The organism is Rubellimicrobium rubrum, from assembly GCF_006152115.1.
Taxonomy (GTDB): domain Bacteria; phylum Pseudomonadota; class Alphaproteobacteria; order Rhodobacterales; family Rhodobacteraceae; genus Rubellimicrobium; species Rubellimicrobium rubrum.
Genome location: NZ_VDFU01000024.1, coordinates 42930 through 63870, shown reverse-complemented (window position 1 = coordinate 63870; position 20941 = coordinate 42930). Strand labels below are relative to the sequence as shown.

Annotated in this window: 15 protein-coding genes, 3 pseudogenes and 1 riboswitch; of the genes and pseudogenes, 16 read left to right on the top strand and 2 right to left on the bottom strand. The window is 65.2% G+C overall.

Annotation, left to right across the window (positions count from 1 at the left end):
• Window positions 1-65: 65 nt before the first annotated feature.
• Window positions 66-637 (top strand): annotated as a pseudogene (locus tag FHG66_RS16410) (transposase); the annotation flags it as partial.
• Window positions 638-709: 72 nt separating this feature from the next.
• Here the strand turns inward: FHG66_RS16410 and FHG66_RS16405 are convergent.
• Window positions 710-939 (bottom strand): annotated as a pseudogene (locus FHG66_RS16405) (transposase); the annotation flags it as partial.
• Between the two features lie 499 nt (window positions 940-1438).
• On the bottom strand, window positions 1439-2515 hold the full coding sequence (locus FHG66_RS16400) for an isopenicillin N synthase family dioxygenase (RefSeq protein WP_176556292.1): 1077 nt from the start codon (window positions 2513-2515) through the stop codon (window positions 1439-1441).
• Between the two features lie 306 nt (window positions 2516-2821).
• On the opposite strand from FHG66_RS16400, the gene FHG66_RS16395 reads away from it, so the two are divergent.
• From FHG66_RS16395 to FHG66_RS16325, 15 genes and pseudogenes are all read left to right on the top strand, one after another.
• Entirely contained in the window at window positions 2822-3904 is a 1083-nt protein-coding gene (locus tag FHG66_RS16395) for an ABC transporter substrate-binding protein (RefSeq protein ID WP_176556291.1), read from the top strand.
• An 8-nt stretch (window positions 3905-3912) separates the two neighbouring features.
• Window positions 3913-4986 carry an ABC transporter ATP-binding protein gene (locus FHG66_RS16390; RefSeq protein WP_139078131.1) on the top strand — a complete coding sequence of 358 codons (1074 nt, stop codon included), beginning with the start codon at window positions 3913-3915 and terminating at the stop codon, window positions 4984-4986.
• The gene (locus FHG66_RS16385) at window positions 4983-6008 is read left to right on the top strand and encodes an ABC transporter permease (RefSeq protein WP_139078130.1); all 1026 of its coding nucleotides are present in this window, start codon (window positions 4983-4985) and stop codon (window positions 6006-6008) included. The genes FHG66_RS16390 and FHG66_RS16385 overlap by 4 nt, the downstream gene beginning before the upstream one ends.
• Entirely contained in the window at window positions 6008-6808 is an 801-nt protein-coding gene (locus FHG66_RS16380; protein WP_139078129.1) for an ABC transporter permease, read from the top strand. The genes FHG66_RS16385 and FHG66_RS16380 overlap by 1 nt, the downstream gene beginning before the upstream one ends.
• A 23-nt stretch (window positions 6809-6831) precedes the next feature.
• A complete protein-coding gene (locus tag FHG66_RS16375) occupies window positions 6832-7446 on the top strand; it encodes a cysteine hydrolase family protein (protein ID WP_139078128.1) in 615 nt (204 codons plus the stop codon).
• Complete coding sequence (locus tag FHG66_RS16370; RefSeq protein WP_139078127.1) at window positions 7443-8189, top strand: hypothetical protein; 747 nt, start codon at window positions 7443-7445, stop codon at window positions 8187-8189. The genes FHG66_RS16375 and FHG66_RS16370 overlap by 4 nt, the downstream gene beginning before the upstream one ends.
• Complete coding sequence (locus FHG66_RS16365; RefSeq protein WP_218013877.1) at window positions 8186-9016, top strand: MBL fold metallo-hydrolase; 831 nt, start codon at window positions 8186-8188, stop codon at window positions 9014-9016. The genes FHG66_RS16370 and FHG66_RS16365 overlap by 4 nt, the downstream gene beginning before the upstream one ends.
• 164 nt (window positions 9017-9180) lie before the next feature.
• Window positions 9181-9290: riboswitch (guanidine-I (ykkC/yxkD leader) on the top strand.
• 68 nt (window positions 9291-9358) lie between these two features.
• Complete coding sequence (locus FHG66_RS16360; RefSeq protein WP_139078126.1) at window positions 9359-10426, top strand: putative urea ABC transporter substrate-binding protein; 1068 nt, start codon at window positions 9359-9361, stop codon at window positions 10424-10426.
• 10 nt (window positions 10427-10436) lie between these two features.
• A complete protein-coding gene (locus tag FHG66_RS16355) occupies window positions 10437-11165 on the top strand; it encodes an ABC transporter permease (RefSeq protein ID WP_246082651.1) in 729 nt (242 codons plus the stop codon).
• 86 nt (window positions 11166-11251) lie between these two features.
• Complete coding sequence (locus tag FHG66_RS16350) at window positions 11252-12088, top strand: ATP-binding cassette domain-containing protein (RefSeq protein WP_139078125.1); 837 nt, start codon at window positions 11252-11254, stop codon at window positions 12086-12088.
• Complete coding sequence (locus FHG66_RS16345) at window positions 12085-12882, top strand: urea amidolyase associated protein UAAP1 (RefSeq protein WP_342777494.1); 798 nt, start codon at window positions 12085-12087, stop codon at window positions 12880-12882. The genes FHG66_RS16350 and FHG66_RS16345 overlap by 4 nt, the downstream gene beginning before the upstream one ends.
• 4 nt (window positions 12883-12886) lie before the next feature.
• Entirely contained in the window at window positions 12887-13480 is a 594-nt protein-coding gene (locus FHG66_RS16340; RefSeq protein WP_218013876.1) for an urea amidolyase associated protein UAAP2, read from the top strand.
• 3 nt (window positions 13481-13483) lie between these two features.
• Complete coding sequence (locus FHG66_RS16335; RefSeq protein WP_139078123.1) at window positions 13484-16987, top strand: 5-oxoprolinase/urea amidolyase family protein; 3504 nt, start codon at window positions 13484-13486, stop codon at window positions 16985-16987.
• The gene (atzF, locus tag FHG66_RS16330) at window positions 16984-18786 is read left to right on the top strand and encodes an allophanate hydrolase (protein ID WP_246082649.1); all 1803 of its coding nucleotides are present in this window, start codon (window positions 16984-16986) and stop codon (window positions 18784-18786) included. The genes FHG66_RS16335 and atzF overlap by 4 nt, the downstream gene beginning before the upstream one ends.
• Before the next feature lie 1299 nt (window positions 18787-20085).
• Window positions 20086-20824: pseudogene (locus FHG66_RS16325) on the top strand (IS6 family transposase).
• Window positions 20825-20941 lie beyond the last annotated feature (117 nt).

Sequence of the window (20941 nt, the reverse complement as noted above, 5' to 3'; positions counted from 1 at the left end):
CAGGGTCAGGGGCAAGTGCCCGAAAAGTTGCTGTCAGACTGGACCAGGTTTCCGGGCCTGGCCAGCACCAGCTCTGGCAGACGTACTTCACCTACCTGAAGGTGACGGGCTGGGGCTGGTACTATCTCTCGACGGTGCTGGACGACTTCCGGCGTTTCGTGGTGGCCTGGAAGCTTTGCACGACCATGAAGGCCGAAGATGTCACCGAGACGCTCGACCCGGCACTAGCAGCTTCCGGACTCGACCAGGTCAAGGTTCGCCACCGGCCCAGGCTCCTGAGCGACAACGGCTCGAGCACCATCGCGGGCGACCTTGCCGAATGGCTCAAGGACAAAGGCATGACCCACATCCGCGAGGTGCCCCGGCACCCGCAGACCCAAGGCAAGATCGAGCGCTGGCAACAGACGCTCAAGAACCGCTTCCTGCTCGAGCACTACTACCTGCCGGGTGCTCTGGAGGAGCAGGTCTCAGCCTTCGTCAGCACTACAACCACAGCCGCGCCCACGAGAGCCTGAACAACCTTACGCCGGCCGACGTCTACCACGGCCGAGGCGGGGCCACCCTAGCCGAGCGGGCGCGGATCAAGAAGCAGACCCTGACCCAGCGGCGCTTGCAGCACCAAGCCCGCGCCGCCTAACCTCACCCCCAGATGGACCAGACCCTCCGATCCTGACGCACGCCATCAGTCTCAAATCACCTGACGACGGACATCCAAGCTCAGGTCGGCCACGAGCTTCTTCAGCTTCGCGTTTTCATCCTCGAGCTGACGAAGCCTCCGCATCTCGGACGGCATCAGTCCGGCGTACTTCTTGCGCCAGGCGCGAAACAGGTCGCTTCCCTGATCCCCGCCTTGCGGCAGACCTCGCCCATGGGCGTGCCATCCTCCGCTTGCTTCAGCACGAAGGCGTTCTGGGCCCCGCTGACCTTCGATTTCTTCATGGTCTCTCTCCGTCTCCTCGGCCCCAGCCTAAACCGGAAACGTCCAGCTCGGTGCGGTCCAAGAAACGAGCAGCAGGTCAGGGCCACCGAAAGTGAGACGACTTTGCCTTCGTCTGACAGCACCTCGGCGGGGCTTCGATTGCTGTTCTCGGAGTTGGGCCACATGACATCCTCCTATGCCTCACGATCATAGGGACAGAGCAAGAGGGACGGTCTTGAGCTAATTGCTTTGGCAGCGGCCGGCTAACCGATAACCTGGCAGACCCGCCGTTCAAAGCACCGAAGCTCCGCCCGGACTTGCTTCATGGGCTGGCTCCGGCGCGAGGAACCGGCACCTCTGCCGAGAGAGCCTCCGGCAGAATCCGTTCTTCCAGCGTTGGGGTGGATACGGTCCGCCTCAGCCGGCTATCCTGATGTATCGGTCCCAATGACCGCCAGCCGCATGCCGCTAGAAGCGAGGCGGCTGGCGCCCCGCGAACACAAGGCGCGACTGCTCGCTTCAGGCTTGTGCCACCTTGGCTTCGCGCTTGAAGGGGTTCTCCTCGGGCACGGCATAGTCGGGCACCAGCGCGCCCTTGGCCTGCGCGTCCGCCATGTACCGGAATGCGTTGATCGTCATCCGCATCAGATGCTCGCCGGCCTTCATGGGGGGATACTTGGCCTGCGTCTCGGGCGTACGGAACTTTTCCAACGGCTCCACGATGGCGTGATAGTCGAGGCCGAAGAACAGCGGGATCGAAAAGCGTTCGCGCCCGATGTTGACGACGCGGTGTTGAGTGGACTTGAACTGCCCGCCTGACCAGGTCTCGAAGATGTCTCCGATGTTCACGACGAAGCAGCCGGGGATCGGCGGCGCCTCGATCCAGACATCCTGGGCATTCATCACCTGCAGGCCGGGGCCGCCTTGGAGCAGGATGGTGAAGCATTCGAAATCCGAATGCGCGGAGATGCCTGCGATATCCTTGGTCGCCGGCAGATCATTGGGCACGTAACGCAACAGTCGTAGTTGCGAGGTCGGATAGGTGATGTGCCGGGTGAGCTCCTCGGGCTCGATCCCAAGCTCCAGCGCAAGCGCATCCAACAGCCGGAGCCCCAGGCCAAAGACCGCGTCGTAATAGCCCGATACGGTATCCTTCCAGCCTGGCAGGTCGGGCCAGACATTGGGCCCGGTCATCCGCCAGCCAGCGAGATAGTCGGGGTGGTCGGCTGGCGCTTCGAAGGACATGTCCCATGCTTCGTTCATGTTGATCGATCTGGGGAAGTTCGCGCCGTTCTCCTCGAAGGGGACATAGCCTCGGTGGTGGGTTGTGAAGCCGCTCCACCACCGCATCTTGTAGGAACGCGGCATGGCATGGAAGGCGCGAGAGGCTGCAAAGACAGCGTCCATCATCTCCTGGGAAATGCCGTGGCCGGTGATGTAGAAGAAGCCGGAGGTCCGCGCCGCCCGCCCCAGATCGGCGGCGATGCGGGCCGTGTCGGCCGCGTTGCCGGTGAACAGGCCAGCCAGGTCCACGACCGGAAGCGTGGCGTCGTCAACGGTAAGCGCCCGCTGGTCGTCGGAAAGATCTGCACGCATCGTCATCTCCTTGGAATCACGTAACAGGTCCGATCCTGCGGCAGCGGGACGTGACAGGAGCCATCGGCATACAGGAACCGACCAACTTTCCGCAGGTTCGCCGGCCAATTGCATGAACAAGAGGCAATCACCCGCGGCGATGCTGGAAGCTGCCGCTTTCATGTGTCCGACGATTCGGCCCTGATCCTAAGCTTGGCTCAGGCCCGGCGGAGTCTTGTCTCCGGTCCCTTGTGGACAGGAGACCCTTCGGCAGCGGTTCGGGAACAAGAGGTGACACGCCACCTCGCCCTTATGCGGAGCAGGACGATGATCAAGATGGACAGACGGGCCCTTTTGAAGCGCGGCGGTGCGCTGGCTGGCATGACTGCGGCTTCGGCGGCATTCGGTACGCCGCTGATCGCCCAGACGCGCACCCTGCGCGTCGGATCGTATGGCGGCTATTTCGAGGACAGCTTCAAGGAGCATGTGTTCCCTGCCTTCACCGCTGCGACCGGGATCGAGATCGAAAGCATCACCCAGCCGAATTCCTCGGATTGGCTCGTCACCATGCAGCAGGCGACCGCCGCGGGCAGCGTGCCGTCCGATCTGTCGCTGTATGCCCGGGACGCCCTTATCAAGGCCAGCCGTCTTGGCGGGCTGCTGAAGCCGCTGAACATGGAAATGATCCCTGCAGCGGCGAATCTTGATCCTTACTTCGTCTTCGAAAGTGAGGAGGGTGCCTTGGGCGTCGGCGCGATGTCGTGGTTCACCTCGATGGTCATCAATCCGAACGAAGTGGAGGCCCCCGCGACTTGGGCGGATTTCTGGGACAGCTCGAGATATGAGTCCAGCCTCGGCCTGTCGAAGAACTTTAATGGACAGTTGCTGGACATCACTGCCGCGACCTTCTTCGACGGCGAGGCGACCTTTGCCACTGATGAAGGCATTCTCGCCATCATCGCCAAGGTCGCGGAACTCAAGCCGAATGTCGCGCTCTGGTGGTCGGCGGAAAGCCAGATGGAGCAGGCGATGAAGAATGGCGACGTGATCGGCGGGCAGTACTACCTCGATGTGTCGAACCTCATGGCCTCCGAGGGCTTCCCGATCAGGGCAGTCTTCCCGAAGGAGGGCAACCCGCAGGATTACGGCTCCTGGTGCCTTTCGGCCCTCTCGGACAAGGACGCCGAAGCGGCAGAGTTCATCAACTTCTCCTCCGACCCGGCGACCCAGGCGCTCATGTCGCGCAGGATCGGGACCGCGCCGCTGGTGGCCAAGGAGAAGACCGACCTGACGGATGAGGAGTTCGCTTTCGTCTCGGGCACACCGGCGATCAGGCCCGCTTATGATGCCTATCTCGACAAGGAAACCTTCATCAAGGAGGCTTGGGACAAGATGCTGGCCGGCGCTTAGGTGCCGACATGGGTGTGTTGGCGCTGAGCACGATCCGCAAGGACTACGGCGAAACCCGAGCCGTGGACGATGTCACGCTCGACTTCCCCGAAGGCGAGCTGACGGCCCTCCTGGGCCCCTCGGGCTGCGGCAAGACGACCTTGCTGCGGATGATCGCGGGACTGGAGGCGCCGTCGCGCGGCACCATCGCCCTGCGTGGTCGCGACATCACGCAGTTGCCCGCCCATCGGCGCAAGTTCGGCATGGTGTTTCAGAACTTTGCCCTGTTTCCGCATCTTTCGGTCCGCGAGAACGTGGCCTATGCGCTGACCATCGGTGGGACGGCGCGGGCCGAGGCCGCGGCGCGGGCCGACCGGCTGCTCGATCTGGTGCAGCTTTCCGGCTACGGCGACCGGCGTACCGGCCAGTTGTCCGGCGGCCAGCGCCAAAGGGTGGCCATCGCCCGTGCGCTCGCCCAAGAGCCCGAGGTCTTCCTCCTCGACGAGCCGATGTCGGCGCTTGATGCCAAGCTGCGCGAGGAGATGCAGGTGGAACTGCGTCTCCTGCAGCAACGGCTGGGCATCACCACGATCGTCGTGACCCATGACCAGCGCGAAGCGATGACCATGGCCGACCGCATCGTCGTCATGTCGGCCGGCCGGGTCGAGCAGGCCGGGTCGCCGCAGGACATCTACCGGTGGCCCGCCACGGCCTTTGTCGCCGGGTTTATCGGCAGGGCGAACTTCATGGACGGCGTGGCCGATCAGGGACGCGTCATGGTGGGGGATGTCGCGTTGTCCCTACCCGAGCCGGTGAAGTTCCTCTCGGGCTCTCCGGTGCGGCTCACCTGCCGCCCTGAGGCGATCCGCCTCGAAGCGGCGGGCGTACCCCTGAACCGTGTGCAGGGGACGGTCACCTTCGTGCGCGACCTTGGGCCGGTCCGGGACATCCACCTGGACACGGTGCTTGGCAAGATCGTGGCGGAGCAGACGCCTGACCATAGCCTCCCGGGCATACAGGTGGGACAGACCGTGCATCTGACCCTTCCCCCAGAGGCGCTCCGCATCTATCCGCGGCCCAGAACAGCGATGGCAGCGGCATGAGCGTGGTGGGCCATCCCGAGCCCGCGATGGCCGAAAGCCCGCGGAAGGCGAGAGCCGACGCCGTGCAGGCCGCCGATGATCGCGGAGCCTTGGGCCACCGCTTTCTTCGCGCCGGTGTGACCACACTGATCTGGTGCGTGGTCCTGTTCCTTTGCGTCGTGCCGCTCGGCCTCGTCGTCGCAATCTCATTTGGTCACAAGGTCGAAGGCGCCGGCTGGGAATGGGCCTTCACGTTCGAGAACTATTACCGCTTCCTGGTGGGGGCGAATTGGCCGGCTGAAACGACATTCCTCTACCTGACCCAGCTTTACTGGTCGATGCGCTATGCCGTCGTCGCATCCGTCCTGGCCGTCGCCACTGCGCTGCCCTTCACATATCTGCTGACGCGACAGTCCCGCAGGGCGCAAGCGCGCTGGCTGGTCTTTCTCCTGACCAGCTTGTCGCTGTCCGAAGTGTTCATCGTGATGGGCTGGGACATCATCCTGTCGAACAATTCGGGCCTGCCGGTGCTCTTCTCGGCGTCGGGCCTGACCGACTGGATGAAGGCCACAGGCTGGTTCGACGTGCTGCGGGACTGGGGCCTCGCGAGTCCGCGCAACGTGAAGTTCAAGACTTCGGAGTTCGCCACGGTATTAACCATGTCATACCTCGTCTGGCCCTATGCCGTGATCCTCCTCTATCCGGCGCTGTCGCGTCTCGACCCTTCGATGGCAGAGGCGGCCCGCACGATGGGCGCTCGACCCTGGACCGTTGCGCGCACCGTCATCCTTCCCGCGGTGCGGCTGCCGCTCATGGGGACGGCGCTCCTGTTGTTCGTCTTCCTTCTGGGCGGCTATGTGGCGGTGACGGTCTTTGCCGATCCGGCAAAGCAGACCACCGCCGTATCGGTCTTCGAGCATGTCCGCGGCAGTACGCTGAATGCTCCGTTCGGAGCGGCGCAGTCGGTCATCCTGTTGGTCACGGCGGCGGCGTTCCTTGTCCTGGGGCAGCGGTTGTCACGCCGGTCGGAGGGGGCCTCTTGATGCTGAGGGTGTTCGGCCATCTGTTCATGGCGCTGGCGGCGATCGTCGTTGTGCTTCCAATCGCTGTGGTCTGCAGCGCAGCGCTGAACGGCGGGCGCACCATGTACTTCCCGCCAGAGGATCCGACGCTTGCCCGCTTTACCGAGTTCTTTGTCTCCGAGCCGGTCTGGACGCGGGCCTTGGCCAATTCGGTGATCGTGGCGCTTGGCTCCTCGACGCTTGCGGTGCTTCTGGCCTGGCCCATCTGCTATCGCCTGTGGAAGTCCGGCTCGCGCCATTCGGCGACGCTGGCGGCGCTGGGGTCGATCCCCTTTGCCCTGCCACCCATCGTCTTCGGTGTGGGGCTGGGCTTCTTCTGGGCCTTCCTCGGTGGGCTCGGCTCGATCTGGGCAGGGATCGTCAGCCACGCGGCGCTGTTTCTCGCGCTGCCGCTGGTCACCATCTCGATTGGGCTGCAGGCCATCGATCGCGCGCATCTGGATGCGGCTGCCACCATGGGCGCAACCGACGGTGTGATCTTTCGCACGATCGTCCTGCCCCAGACGCTGCCCTACACGATCTCGGGGTTCTTCTTCGCACTCGTACTGTCGTTTAACGAGTTCATCGTGATGTTCTTCGTCTCCGCCTCCGCGTTTGCGACCGTCACGCTCCAGATCTTCAACTCACTGCGCAACGGCTACACCCCAACCATGGCCGTGGCTGCCGTGGCCTTCATCGCCGTGTCCATCGCCGTGTTTTCCGCCGTCGCCCGCTGGGGGGACCTGCCGCGCCTGATGGGCGCGGACCAGTCCCGCCACTAAGCCCTCCAGAAAGGAAATCCCCCATGCCTGTCCAGCCAACGATCGTCGGGAACGCCGTCCTGGTCGTCATCGACATCCAGAAATCCGCCTTCATGGATGACAAGGCCGGCATCCCTATCATGCCGGGCTACCGCGCCAACATGGAGCGCGCCCGGGGCGTGGTGGATGCCGCCCATGGAGCCGGGATCCCCGTCGTGTTCATCCAGGAGATCCATCGCCGCGACATGGTGGACTACGGCCGCGAGCTGGATGGGACCGAAGACGTCCACTGCATGGAGGGAGAGCCCGGCACCCCGCCTGCCTTCGAGGAGATGGGCCGTCTGCCCGGCGACTACTTCATCCACAAACGCCGCTATTCGGCGTTCTTCGGCACCGAACTCGAGATCCTTCTCAAGGGTCTCAAGGCGCAGACCCTCATCCTGATCGGCGGGCTGACGGATGTCTGCGTGCATTATACCTTCGCCGATGGCCACCAGAACGACTACTACTGCCGCGTGATCGCTGATTGTGTCGGAGGGTCCTCCCTTGCGGCCCATGAGGCCTCTCTGAGGGCGATGGAATACCTTCAGACGGGTGCCGTGCTGACGGCCGATCAGATCATGGCCGAACTGGGTGGCCGAAGCGCGGCTGCCGCGTGATCTCACCGGCCGACCTGCAGGGCCACTGGCGGCGCAACTGGCTGCGTGCCCCGGGAACGGAGGACCTGACGACCCGTGTGCATTGGCTGCAGGCCGGCCAGTGGTGCGCCGACATCCGAGTGCCTCTGAGCCGCCCCGGCCTCGAGGCCGGAGGGTCACTCTCCGACATGGCGCCAAGTGATCTTGCCATCCTTCTTTCGGCCGAGGGCTTTGCTGGGCGCGTCACGCTCGATGGCGACCTTTGCACCTGGCATCGCGAATGGAACTGGCGGGGCTTCCCCACCCCGGTCGACGCCGGGATCCTGCGGTTCGACTCGTTCGGTCGGCTGGTCGAAGATGGCGCACATAGCGACTACAGGGAGGAATGGCAGTGCGTTCTGACCGGCCCATGGATAGCCGAGGCGGTGGAAGCGGATGGCGCCGACGGACTGCTGCTCAGCCATGATGCCGGGTTCGTTCTGGCGCTCGGACAACGTGGGGCACCGTCCTGGCCCGGGCTGCCGGAAGCCCTGCGAGATGGCAGCGCCAGCGCCGAGGAAGCCTCGGACGTTTTCGCCTCGGTCTATGTGCTGGGGCACTGGTCGGGGGAGGAGGGGATAGCTGACCTCTCCACCCAGCCCTTCTGCGAGGGCCATGCGGTGCTCTCGCGCCGAGGCGACCGCGCGCAACTCGTCTTGCCCAATTTCCACGGGCGCATGGTCGAGCAGACCCTCCGCCTGTCCGAAATTCCCGTTAATCCATGAAGTGCGAGACCATCCTGCCCCTTCCGATTGCCGAGACGTGGTATCAGGCCACACAGATCGACGCCGACACCACCCTGATCATCGAGCCGCATGTTCATGTGCTCGAGCAGGCCAACATGTGGCTGGTCCAAGGCCGGGATCGAGACATGATCCTCGACACAGGAATGGGCGTGGTGCCACTGCGCCCTTTCCTCGACCACCTGCGCCGCGATCCTGACAAGCCCATCGTATGCGTGTCGTCGCACACCCATATCGACCATATCGGCGCGGCCCATGAGTTCGAGACCCGCCTTGTCCATCCTCTGGAAGCCGAGGAGATGGCGAGGCCGTCCGGCCTGCATTCGCTGTTCAGGCGCGACATGCCTGAACGCCTGCTGCAGACCTTCCTCGATGCGGGCTATCCGCCGATCGGCGAGATGCTGATCGAGGCGCTGCCCCATGAGGGATACGACCCCGAGAGCTATCGCCTGCGGGGCGCCCAGGCGACTGGGCTCCTGAACGAGGGCGATACGCTCGATCTTGGGGGCCATCTCTACGAGGTGCTCCACCTGCCTGGCCATTCGCCGGGGGGCATCGGGCTCTTCGAGCGGACCACGGGCATCCTGTTCGCGGCTGACGCAATCTATGACGGGCCTCTGATCTATGACGGCCCAGGCATGAGCGTGGCGGCCTATCGGGACACCTTCGCCAAGCTTCGTGCCCTGCCGGTGACCACCATCCACGGCGGCCACGACCCGAGCTTCGGGCGCGAGCGGATGCTTGCAATCATCGATGCCTACGAGGCGCGCTGGGCTTCGGAAGAGGCTGCCTTGCCTCGTGAGACCTGAGTCGGGTGGAAACCTGCCCCATCCAGCCTGCCACCGGTGCCTAGTCTGCCCATTTTCCTGGCACTGTCGGTTCTGCGTTGCCCGTTCCGGCGGCAGTGACACTCTCCTAGCCTAACGCGTCGCGCTGTCCATTGCCGGTGCCCCGCGATCCGGCATCCTGAAGAGGAGTTGACGGCTAGGGTTCCGGCGCCGTGGGGCGCGGCTGGTCCGAGAGCTGTCACCGCACGGGAGAGACATCCCCGGCGGCGCACGGCGGGACAAAAACCCGGGAGACCTCGTCGAGCCACGGGATTGGCTGCACGAAGGTTCGTCCATTCCCAACTGAACAGGAAAGGAAGAACCATGATTTCACGCCGCACCACGCTTCTGGCCGGGCTCACGGCGCTCGGAACGCTCGCGCTGCAGCCCGCGATGGCCCAGACCCGAACGGACTTCCGCGTCGCTTGGTCGATCTACGTGGGCTGGATGCCTTGGGGCTATGCCGCCGAGACGGGGATCGTGAAGAGATGGGCAGACAAGTATGGCCTGACGATCGAGGTCACGCAGTTCAACGACTACGTGGAGTCCATCAACCAGTACACCGCCGGCGCCTATGATGCGGTGACGGTCACGAACATGGACGCGCTGTCGATCCCGTCGGCCGGTGGTGTGGACACCACGGCTGTCATCGTCGGGGATTTCTCGGCCGGCAACGACGCCGTGTTTCTCAAGGGCCCGGGGACGCTTGCCGATGTCGCAGGTCGGCCGGTGAACCTCGTCGAGTTCTCCGTCTCCCATTACCTGCTCGCCCGGGCGCTCGACTCGGTCGGCCTGACCGAAGCGGATGTCACCGTGGTCAACACGGCCGATCCCGACATGGTCGGTGCCTTCCAGACCGACGACGTGACCGCGATGGTGACGTGGAACCCCATGGTGGCCGAGATCGAGGCCCTGCCGGATGCGACGAAAGTCTTCGACTCGGGCCAGATCCCGGGAGAGATCATCGACCTGATGGTGGCGAACACCGCCGTGCTGGCCGAGAACCCCGATTTCGGCAAGGCGTTGGCGGGCATCTGGTACGAGACTGCCGCGCTGATGACATCGGACACGCCCGAAGGCGCGGCGGCACGGGCAGCCATGGGCGCGGCCTCGGGAACCGACCAGGCGGGGTTCGAAAGCCAGCTTGCCGCGACGCGGCTTTTCGACGTGCCTGCCGACGCCGTGGCCTTCACTACCTCGCCCGAACTCTCGGAGACCATGGATCGCGTCCGCACCTTCCTGTTCGACAATGGGCTACTGGGAATGGGGGCTGCCTCTCCCGATGTCATCGGCATCGAGCTGCCGGGCGGAGCGGTGCTGGGTGACGCAGCCAACGTGAAGCTGCGTTTCACGGCCGATTACATGCAGATGGCTGCCGACGGCGCGCTGTAAGGGCTCGGCGATGCGGCTCATCAATCTTCGCCCGGACCGGGGGGCACGGATCATCCTGGGCGCGCTGCCCTTTGTGGTGCTCGCTCTCACCTATGTTGTCGGCTCGGCGCTGCGACTGGCGGACAACCCGTCGGACAAGCTTTTGCCGGCTCTCTCGGCCATGGCGCGAATGGTGGAGGTCATGGCGTTCGCCCCGGACCAGAGGACAGGGGACTACCTTCTCTGGGCAGACACCGCGGCCAGCCTGAAACGCCTTGGATCGGGGCTGGCGATCGCCACGGCCATCGCTTTGTTCGTCGGCCTCCTGACCGGAGTGCTGCCGGTCGCGCGTGCGTTGCTGGGCCCCTTCGTCGCCTTTCTGTCGATGGTGCCCCCGCTCGCGCTGCTGCCGGTCCTGTTCATCGTGCTGGGCCTGGGCGAAGTATCCAAGATCGCGCTCATCGTCATCGGCGTGGCCCCGATCCTGACACGCGACCTCGCGCTTACCGCCGCCGATCTTCCCCGCGAGCAGATCGTCAAGGCCGAGACGTTGTCAGCCTCGACCTGGCTCATTGCATTACGGGTGGTGCTGCCTCAGATCATGCCACGCCTGATCGACAGCCTGCGACTGCAACTCGGCCCCGCTTTCCTGTTCCTCATCGCGGCGGAAGCGATCTCGGCGGAGGCCGGCCTCGGCTACCGCATCTTTCTTGTCCGCCGCTATCTCTCGATGGACATCATCTTTCCTTACGTCGCCTAGATCACGCTTCTCGCCGTGGCGATGGATCTGAGCCTGCAGGCGCTCCGACGCTGGGCCTATCCCTGGGCCGAGCCGGAGGCGCCGACATGAGTGGGCTGGTGATCGAGGGGCTCTGGAAGGAGTACGGGCAGCAGGTCGTCCTGGAGAACATTCATCTTACGATCGCGCCTCGTGCCTTCGTGGCGCTCGTCGGTCCGTCGGGCTGTGGAAAGACGACGTTTCTCCGAATGATGCTGGGGCAGGAACGGCCGACGCGCGGAACGATCCTGATCGACGGCGTGCCTCTGCCGCCCGAACCGGGTCCCGATCGCGGGGTGGTGACGCAGCGCTACTCCGTCTTTCCGCACCTGACCGTGCTGCAGAACGTGATGCTGGGGCCGGAACTTCGGGCGTCCCGGCTGAGCGGACGGGTCTGGGGCGCCGCGAGGCGAGGCTTGGCCGATCGGGCCAGCGCCCTCCTGGCGGAAGTCGGGCTGGCTGGGGCCGAGCACAAGTTTCCCGCCCGGCTGTCCGGCGGGATGCAGCAGCGGCTTGCGCTGGCCCAGGCCCTCATGATGCGGCCCAGGCTCCTCCTGCTCGACGAACCCTTCGGCGCGCTCGACCCTGGCATTAAGGTCGAGATCCACGCGCTGATGCGGCGACTTTGGCATGAGCACGAGATGACGGTCATCATGGTCACCCACGACATGCGCGAGGCCTTCTCCCTTGCCACGCGGGTCATCGCCTTCGATCGCCGCCGCAACCGCCCCGAAGAACTCGAGCGCTACGGCGCCTCCGTGACCAACGACATCTCCATCTGGCCGCCTCGCGTGGCAGGACAGCAGACGCTTTACGACGCCGACATTCCGCCCGGTCGGGACGACCCGACTCTGACAGGGATTGCCACCGGGACGACCCGGGCCGCCCAAGGAACCCGTGCATGATGCCGCACACTCCCCGTTCGCCAGAGGCCATGGCTGCCGATCGCGCCCGCTATGAGGAGCACCAACGCAGAGGCCTGAACTTCGCGCCCAAGGCTCCGCCTTCGCCAAGCCCTCGCCCCGCCCCCACAGCCGAAGATGTCCTTCATGTTCGGTCGGTGCCGGGCGGTTGGTACACGACGATGGCGATAAACCAAGGTCAGGTGCTGCGCCTCCAGGCGGGGGGATTGGGCGGCAGCGTCTCGCTCGCTGCGTGGGCGGCGCGGGATTCGTCGGAACGGCTGAACCTGGCCGATACGGTCAAGGTCCAGTGGACGACCGACCTTGGGAAAGGTCGGGTGCTCTTCTCGGACATGGGCCGCGTCATGCTGTCCATCATCGAGGACAGCTCCGGCGCGCATGACGCCCTGACCGGCGGCTCCGGCCCCACCGGCGCGGGGACGCCGAACGAACGCAACACGCGCGACAACATGATCCTCGCCGCCGCGAAACTGGGCCTGGACCGGCGCGACCTGCCGGCTCTGCTGACCTTCTTCGCTCCGGTCCGGGTGGATGCGGCGGGGCGGTTCTTCTGGAATGCCGCGCTGCTGTCTGGCGACGACTGGGTGGAGCTTCGGGCTGAAATGCCGCTGACGCTCGCTCTGTCGAACAACCGTCACCCGTTGGACGCCAGCCTTGCTGAGGTGCCGCCTGTCACGATCACGCTGCGGAAGCCGGGACCCGTGGGAGAAAACGACCTCTGCCGAAGTGCGACGGCCGAGGCGATCCGGGGCTTCGAGAACAATGCAAGGGGCTGAGGCGATGCAGGTCCACGACATTCCCGCCGAACGACCCTGGTCCGGCATCGTCCGCAAGGGACAGACGATCCGCATCATCGATACCTATGGCCAGCAGGCCATCGACACCATCTTCTACAATGCTCACGACTTCGGCGAACGCTACTCCGCGCAGGACACGATGCGCGCGCAAGGGGCTGCCTACATCACGACGGGCACGCGGATCATGTCCTCGGAGGGCCGCGTCATGCTGACGGTCACCGCGGACACCGCCGGGCGGCACGATACCTGCGCGGGCTGCTGCTCGTGCGAGTCCAACACCGTTCGCTTCGGAGAGGAAACCCGCCATCTCCATGCCTGCCGCGAAAATTTCATCCTCGAGCTGGCGCGTCACGGCATGACGAAGCGCGACATCGTGCCGAACATCAACTTCTTCATGAACGTGCCGATCAGCCCGAACGGCGCGATGACGATCGATGATGGCATCTCTTCGCCGGGCGATCATGTGGAGATGGTGGCCGAGATGGATGTGCTTTGCGTCATCTCGAACTGCCCGCAGATCAACAATCCTTGCAACGGTTTCGATCCGACCCCGATCTCGGTCGAGATCTCGGGGTAGATCATGTTCAAGTCCGTCCTTGTAGCGAACCGCGGCGAGATCGCGGTGCGCATCATCAGAACCTTGCGCGCCATGGGGATCTCTCCCGTGGCGGTCTGGTCCGACGCCGACCGCTTTGCGCCGCATGTCCGGCTGGCCGACCAGGCCGTTCGTCTGGGCCCCGCGCCTGCGGCCGAAAGCTATCTGAACGCCGAGGCCGTGATTGCGGCCGCGAAGGCCACGGGGGCCGAGGCGGTCCATCCAGGTTACGGCTTCCTGTCCGAGAACGCGGACTTCGCAGAGGCGCTCGCGGCGGCAGGCATCACCTTCATCGGGCCGTCGCCGCCGCAGATCCGCGCCTTCGGGCTCAAGCATACGGCGAGGGAGCTGGCGCAGGCCGCCGGAGTGACGCTGCTGCCCGGCACCGGGCTGCTGCCGGATGTGGACGCGGCGGTGACTGCGGCAGCCGCGCTCGGCTATCCGGTCATGCTGAAATCGACGGCGGGCGGGGGCGGCATCGGGATGAGCCGATGCGACGACGAAGCCGCGTTGCGCGCCGCGTTCCAAGGCGTGGAGCGCACGGCAAAGGCCAGTTTCGGCGACGCCCGCGTGTATCTGGAACGCTTCATCGCCCGCGCGCGGCACGTGGAGGTGCAGGTCTTCGGCAATGGCCACGGCCGGGTCGTGGCGCTGGGCGAGCGGGACTGCTCGCTCCAGCGGCGCAACCAGAAGGTCATCGAGGAGACTCCGGCGCCGCGCCTGCCCGACGCCCTGCGCAGACGGCTCCTTGGCGAAGCCGAGGCACTCTGCGCCAGCGTCGGTTATGCCTCGGCCGGGACGGTGGAGTTCATCTATGACCCCGATCGGGAGGAAACCGCCTTCCTTGAGGTCAACACCCGCTTGCAGGTCGAGCACCCGGTGACCGAAGCGGTCCTTGGGATCGACTTGGTGGAATGGATGGTGCGGCAAGCCGCCGGCGAAGACCCGATTCCCGCGGTTCTGCCGCAGCCCAGGGGCCACGCCATCGAGGCACGGCTTTATGCCGAGCAGCCGCATGCGGGCTTTCGTCCTTCGGCCGGGCGGCTGACGGAGGTCGCCTTCCCCGAGGGCGTCCGGGTCGATGGCTGGATCGAGACGGGCACAGTGGTCGAGCCCTACTACGACCCGATGCTGGCCAAGATCATCGTGCATGGCCCGGACCGCCCTGCCGCCATCACCACCCTCCGCAAGGCCCTCGCGGCCGCCCGCGTTGCAGGGGTCGCCACGAACCTCGCCTACCTCTCTGCCATTGCGGAATCGGATATCTTCTGGGCGGGCGATGTCACCACCTCGGCCTTGGCCGCTTTCTCCTTTGCGCCCCAAGGGGTCGAGGTTCTCGCTCCGGGTGCGCAATCGAGCCTGCAGGAACTGCCGGGCAGGCGAGGGCTCTGGCATGTGGGGGTGCCGCCGTCTGGACCGATGGATCCACGCAGCCTGCGCAATGCCAACCGCCTTCTGGGCAACCCGCCGGACACCGCGGCGCTGGAACTGACGATGACTGGCCCGACCCTGCGCTTCCTGTCGCCCGCCCGGGTGGCGCTGGCGGGTGCGCGAATGCGCATGGAGCTGAACGGCGCGCCGATGCCGGGCCTGGTCGTCGATGTCCCCGTAGGCGGAGTGCTGGCGCTGGGCAGCATCGAAGGGCCGGGGCAGCGCGCCTATCTGGCGGTCGAGGGGGGCTTCGCCGCGCCCGAGATACTGGAGTCCCGCGCAACCTTCGCGCTGGGCGGCTTTGGCGGTCATGCCACGGGCGTGCTGCGGACAGGTGACTTCCTGACCTTCGCGGGGAATCCTGTCGGCACCCCTGCCGTCCCCGAGCCGGCGCCTTTGACACGGGACTGGACTCTTTCAGTGGTCTATGGCCCGCACGGCGCGCCGGACTTCTTTGCTCCCGACGATATCGAAACCCTGTTCTCGTCCCCGTATGACGTGCACCACAACTCCGACCGGACGGGCGTGCGCCTGATCGGCCCCCCGCCGCGCTGGGCGAGGGCCGACGGAGGCGAGGCGGGGCTTCACCCCTCGAACCTCCATGACAACGCTTACGCGGTGGGCGCCATCGACTTCACCGGCGACATGCCGATCCTTCTGGGACCTGACGGCCCGAGTCTCGGCGGTTTTGTCTGCCCGGGCGTGGTGGCGGCGGAGGACTTGTGGAAGCTGGGCCAGTTGCGGCCCGGTGACACCGTGCGCTTCATCCCAGCCGAGCGACCGGCCGATCCGGTGGCCGGGCCGGCCTACAATGACGCGGGCTCGCCGATCATGTGGCAGGCCGGGGATGGCATGGCGGTGACCTACCGGCGGCAGGGGGATGAGAACCTGCTGGTCGAGTACGGACCGATAACCCTGGCTATCGCTCTTCGGCTCCGAGTGCACCTGTTGATGCGGGCCGTGGCAATGGCGGGGCTGCCGGTCATTGACCTGACGCCGGGCATACGGTCGCTACAGATCCATTACGACTCCACCCGCATCACCCGGTTGGACCTGATTGCGGAGCTGCAGCGGATCGAGGCGGCCCTGCCTATGGCCGGATCGGTTCGGGTTCCCAGCCGCATCGTACATCTACCCTTGTCCTGGAACGATCCCCAGGCCGAGCTCGCCATGCGCAAGTATCAGGAGCTGGTGCGTCCGAACGCGCCCTGGTGCCCGTCGAACATCGAGTTCATCCGCCGCATCAACGGCCTGACCGACGAGGCCGAGGTGCAGCGCACCATTCTAGACGCGCGCTATCTGGTGCTGGGCCTGGGCGATGTCTATCTGGGCGCGCCCGTCGCGACGCCCGTGGACCCTCGACAGCGCCTCGTGACGACCAAATACAACCCTGCTCGCACTTGGACGCCGGAGAACGCCGTAGGCATCGGCGGCGCCTATATGTGCATCTACGGCATGGAAGGGCCCGGCGGCTATCAGCTGTTCGGCCGCACGGTCCAGGTCTGGAACACTTGGCGCCGAACGCCCGTCTTTGCCGGTCGACCCTGGCTGCTCGACTTCTTCGACCAGATCCGGTTCCACCTCGTTTCCCCCGAGGAATTGGCCGACGCGCGCACGGCCTTTCCATACGGTGCTTATCCCTTGCAGATCGAGGAAACCGTGTTCGACTGGTCGGCCGAGGAGGCCGCGCTCTCACGCGAAGAGGCCAGCATCACCACCTTCAAGGCGCGCCAGCAGGCAGCGTTCGAGGCCGAGCGCACGCGCTGGCGCGAGGAGGGGCTTGACAGCTTCACCCCGTTCGATGCCCCGTTCGCGCCGGCGGCGGATCTGCCGCCCGGATGCATCGGGGTGGAAAACCCGGTGCCGGGCAGCTTGTGGAAGTTCCTTGCCGTGCCCGGCGCTCGGGTGATGGCAGGGGAACCGGTTGCAATCATCGAGTCGATGAAGATGGAATTCGCGGTGAACGCCCCTGTCACAGGTCGGCTGCGCAGCGTGAACGGCATCCCGGGGCGGACGGTCCGCGCGGGCGAAATCCTTGCAGTGATAGAGAGCGAATGATGCTTCCCCCGATGATGACGATTGCGGCTCTGAACGCCGCCTACGCAGGCGGCCATACGCCGCTCGACGTGGTGGAGGAAGTGATCCGCCGCCGCGATGCAATACCCGACCGCGCCGTGTTCATCACCGAGACACCGGCCGAGGCCCTGCGCGCCGCTGCCCAAGCCGTGATGGCTGGCCCGCGCGACCTGCCGCTCTGGGGCATCCCCTTTGCGGTCAAGGACAACATCGATGTCGCGGGCCTACCCACCACCGCGGCCTGCCCGGCCTATGCCTATGCGCCCGACCAGGATGCGACGGTCATCGCCCGGCTGCGTGCCGCAGGCGCTATCGTCATCGGCAAGACCAACCTCGACCAGTTCGCGACGGGCCTGAACGGCACGCGTTCACCGCATGGCGCACCGCGCTCGGTTTTCAGCGCCGATCACGTCTCGGGCGGGTCTTCGTCGGGGTCGGCGGTCGCTGTCGCCTCGGGCCTCTGTGCCTTTGCGCTTGGCACCGATACGGCTGGCTCGGGCCGGGTGCCCGCCGCCTTCAACAATCTCGTCGGCATCAAGCCCACACCCGGACTTGTCCCAAACACCGGTGTCATTCCGGCCTGCCGGTCTGTGGATGTCGTCACCGTTCTTGCCGGTTCGGTGGAGGACGGTGTGGCCGTCCGCCGGGTCATGGATGGATTCGACGCCGCTGATCCGTTCTCCCGGCCAGCCGTGCCCGCCGCGCTGCCGCCGCGCTTGCGGATCGGAGTCCTGCACGGCACCGAGCGTGAATTCTTCGGCAACGCAGAGGTTGAAGCCCTGTATGATGCCGCCATCGCGCGGGCGCAGGCGCTGGGGGCGACAATCCTGCCCTTCGACTACGCCCCATTCCGCGAAGCGGCGGCGCTGCTCTACGAAGGCCCTTGGGTAGCCGAACGATTGGCGGCCGTCGAAGGGTTCCTTGGGACCAACGCGGATGATTTCGACCCGACGGTGAGGAGGATCATCGAAGGCGCCAAGGGGCGGACGGCGGTCGAGGCCTTCAACGGTCTTTACCGGCTGAAGGCGATCTGTCAGCAGGTCGCCCCCGTCTGGGAGGCCGTGGATGTGCTGATGCTGCCGACCGTGCCCACCACCTGCACCGTGGTCGAGATGCTTGCCGACCCCATCACGCGGAACAGCCAGTTCGGGCGTTATACGAATTTCGTCAACCTCATGGGCCTTGCGGCGATCGCCGTGCCTGCGGGGTTCGGGCCCTCGGGGCTGCCCGCCGGTGTCACGCTGGTCGGACCAGCCTTCAGCGACGATGCGCTGGCACCATTCGCCGCTGCCCTGCATGCGGCCGCCGCTTGCGGCGCAGGTCGCGACCGCCAGGCGCAAGTGCCGGCGGCGCCCTTGCCCGAACTGCCGTCGGGTTGGCTCCCTATCGCGGTTGTAGGTGCTCATCTGACCGATATGCCGCTCAACCACGAACTGACCGGGCCGGGTGGCGTAAGGCTTTCCGAGACCACGACGTCACCAGAATACCGTCTCTACGCCCTGCCGGGCACCGTGCCGCTGAAGCCGGGGTTGCTCCACGACCCGGCCTTTACCGGCCCCGGCATCGCGGTCGAGGTCTGGGCGCTTCCCGCAGCCGCCTTCGGGGCCTTCGTCTCACGTATCCCGGCTCCCTTGGGCATCGGTAAGCTGACGCTCGCCGACGGCAGCGCGGTCAGCGGGTTCCTGTGCGAGGCCCATGCGTTGGATGGGGCAGAGGAGATCACCTCCTTCGGTGGCTGGCGGGCTTATCTCTCGTCCAACGCTTTACGGGAAAGCACGTAAAGGCGAGAAAGATCAGAGATGATGTGCGTGGCGGCACCCAGGTCCTTGTGGTTGCCATGTGACTGGCTTCAAGATGGCAGGATGCACGACGTGAGTGGATGGAATCCGTGAAAAGCGGATCGCCTTTGATCCGAGGAACAGTCGGCCGCTCGGGAGCAGTTTTCTCACGTCATGGGCGTGAAGGGGGCAGGCGCTCCCCAAGGCGGTGAGGGGGCCTTCGAAGCTGCAGGGCATCTGGTCACTCGCAAGACGTTCAAGTGACTCCTGCTACTTCGCCGATGCGACATGGGCAGGCCCGCACCCGCCTGTTGCGGCCTGACGAACTGGTTCAACTCTGCCACGCGCTCCTCAGCGAGGTTCCCTGTTGGTCTGGCCGGAGCACGGAGCGGACTGGTCGGCTCAGGAGCGCGAACAGCCTGCGCAGGGAGGGAGGGAACTGCGCCGATGGAGCCACCAAGCTCTCACTCGACATCAAGGCGCCGTTCGGCTTGTCGTTGCGGCGAGCGATCAGCTGGATAGCAAGCGTGCCGACGAGCGGTCACTCCCATTACTGCGGGGCAGGAGCTTGGCGTTCTGCCGCTTCAGACCCGATTGGCCTGCGGGCCAAGTCTCAGATGACTTGTGCAGCAAGTGCGACTGTCGTTCCAATCTCTGGAATGAAAAGCAGAGTTTACCGTCGCAGGACCTCTTTCGCAGCATCTTGGCTGAGGAGCCTGCCAGCCCTGACCGCTAGAGCCATGAACAGCAAGTTGCGCAGGCGAAGCACATAGAAACTGGCGTTCCGCATTTCACACCTCTCAATGCCGTCACCTGCACTGACCGAAGTCCCTGAGTGCCCCGAGGTGACTGCCAGTGTCGCTACAGCTTGTCTTCGCACCGAAGCGCATCCGGGGGCCGTCCAGGTCTCCGAAGAGCGTGAAGGAGACGCCGCGGGGTCATGGCCTCAGCGCATCCATACTCTCCAGCCCCCACCCCTGAGGTCTGCCTCGACAGGCAGGTCGGGGAGCGTGGACCGAAGGCTCACCCGGTCACCATCGTCATGGCTGCGCAACCACTGACTGGTCGCTTGCGCCACAGCAATGCACACCGGAGCGTCGTCATGCTTGCGAGCGTAATACAGGGATCGTCTGAAGGCCTCGGCGATGTGGAGTGAGCTGCTCATGGATGCAGCCTATCGGGAGCGCTGGCACTTCGCCTTGCCAAGAGTGAGGCGCAGCCGCACGACACGCACTATTCCGTCGCACAGCGCTTGGAATAAGCAGAGTGCTCGATGCTTAGGCATTTCCTTCATGAGGTGCGATGACTCTGTCAGAGCGATGCCGCCTAAGCGGGGCGCGGCACAAGCTACCCTACCGAGGACGACACAGCGCAGCCCCGAGATCATCCGGCTGGCGGTGAGGATGTCTGTCTGGTTCCCCTTGTGGCTCCGGAATGTGGAGGACCTGCTCCACGAGCGTGGGATAGAGGTCAGCCACGAGACGGTACGGTTCTGGTCGATGCGCTTCGGCCCGATGTTCGCGGCCGAGACCCGCAGGAAGCGGGCAAGCGGTATGCACTCGTCCCAGTGGCGCTGGCACCTCGACGAGGTGTTCGTGAAGATCAACGGCGTGCAGCACTCTCTCTGGCGGGCGGTAGACCACGAAGGCGAGGTGCTCGAGGCCTTGGTTTCCAAGACGCGGGACAAGAAGGCTGCCCTGAAGTTCCTGCGCAAGTTGATGAAGCGGCATGGACGAGCCGAAGAGTTCGTGACGGTCGGTCTGCGCTCCTACGGGGCCGCTCTCGAACAGGTGGGGCTGAGGATAAGCAGGTCACTGGTCGCTGGGAGAACAACCGGGTCGAGAACTCCCACTAGCCATTCCGACGATGCGAGCGGGCTATGCTGCGCTTTCGACAGATGCATAGCCTACAGAAGGTCGTCGCCGTCCATTCCTCTGTTTGCAACGGTTTCAACTCGGATCGGAGCCTCTCAAGCCGCAATGTCCACAAGGCCGCTCGGACCGCCGCTCTCGCCGATTGGCGGCAGTTCTGCGCCGCCTAAGGTTGGACGCACCCGCCCAAACAGAGACTGGTACGCATCTGTCTGACAGCACCGCCATAGAATAGCATTTCCTGCAAACAGTTCGATCCGGCTCGTTGGTCGCCCCACATTCTGGCC

Bases quoted from the DNA above. Each gene is read 5' to 3' on its own strand.
- FHG66_RS16355 (WP_246082651.1), top strand. From the start codon at position 10,437: ATGCGGCTCATCAATCTTCGCCCGGACCGGGGGGCACGGATCATCCTG.
- FHG66_RS16400 (WP_176556292.1), bottom strand. From the start codon at position 2,515: ATGCGTGCAGATCTTTCCGACGACCAGCGGGCGCTTACCGTTGACGAC.
- FHG66_RS16335 (WP_139078123.1), top strand. From the start codon at position 13,484: ATGTTCAAGTCCGTCCTTGTAGCGAACCGCGGCGAGATCGCGGTGCGC.
- FHG66_RS16350 (WP_139078125.1), top strand. From the start codon at position 11,252: ATGAGTGGGCTGGTGATCGAGGGGCTCTGGAAGGAGTACGGGCAGCAG.
- FHG66_RS16375 (WP_139078128.1), top strand. From the start codon at position 6,832: ATGCCTGTCCAGCCAACGATCGTCGGGAACGCCGTCCTGGTCGTCATC.
- FHG66_RS16395 (WP_176556291.1), top strand. From the start codon at position 2,822: ATGATCAAGATGGACAGACGGGCCCTTTTGAAGCGCGGCGGTGCGCTG.
- FHG66_RS16385 (WP_139078130.1), top strand. From the start codon at position 4,983: ATGAGCGTGGTGGGCCATCCCGAGCCCGCGATGGCCGAAAGCCCGCGG.
- FHG66_RS16340 (WP_218013876.1), top strand. From the start codon at position 12,887: ATGCAGGTCCACGACATTCCCGCCGAACGACCCTGGTCCGGCATCGTC.
- FHG66_RS16360 (WP_139078126.1), top strand. From the start codon at position 9,359: ATGATTTCACGCCGCACCACGCTTCTGGCCGGGCTCACGGCGCTCGGA.
- FHG66_RS16365 (WP_218013877.1), top strand. From the start codon at position 8,186: ATGAAGTGCGAGACCATCCTGCCCCTTCCGATTGCCGAGACGTGGTAT.
- FHG66_RS16345 (WP_342777494.1), top strand. From the start codon at position 12,085: ATGATGCCGCACACTCCCCGTTCGCCAGAGGCCATGGCTGCCGATCGC.
- atzF (WP_246082649.1), top strand. From the start codon at position 16,984: ATGATGCTTCCCCCGATGATGACGATTGCGGCTCTGAACGCCGCCTAC.
- FHG66_RS16390 (WP_139078131.1), top strand. From the start codon at position 3,913: ATGGGTGTGTTGGCGCTGAGCACGATCCGCAAGGACTACGGCGAAACC.
- FHG66_RS16380 (WP_139078129.1), top strand. From the start codon at position 6,008: ATGCTGAGGGTGTTCGGCCATCTGTTCATGGCGCTGGCGGCGATCGTC.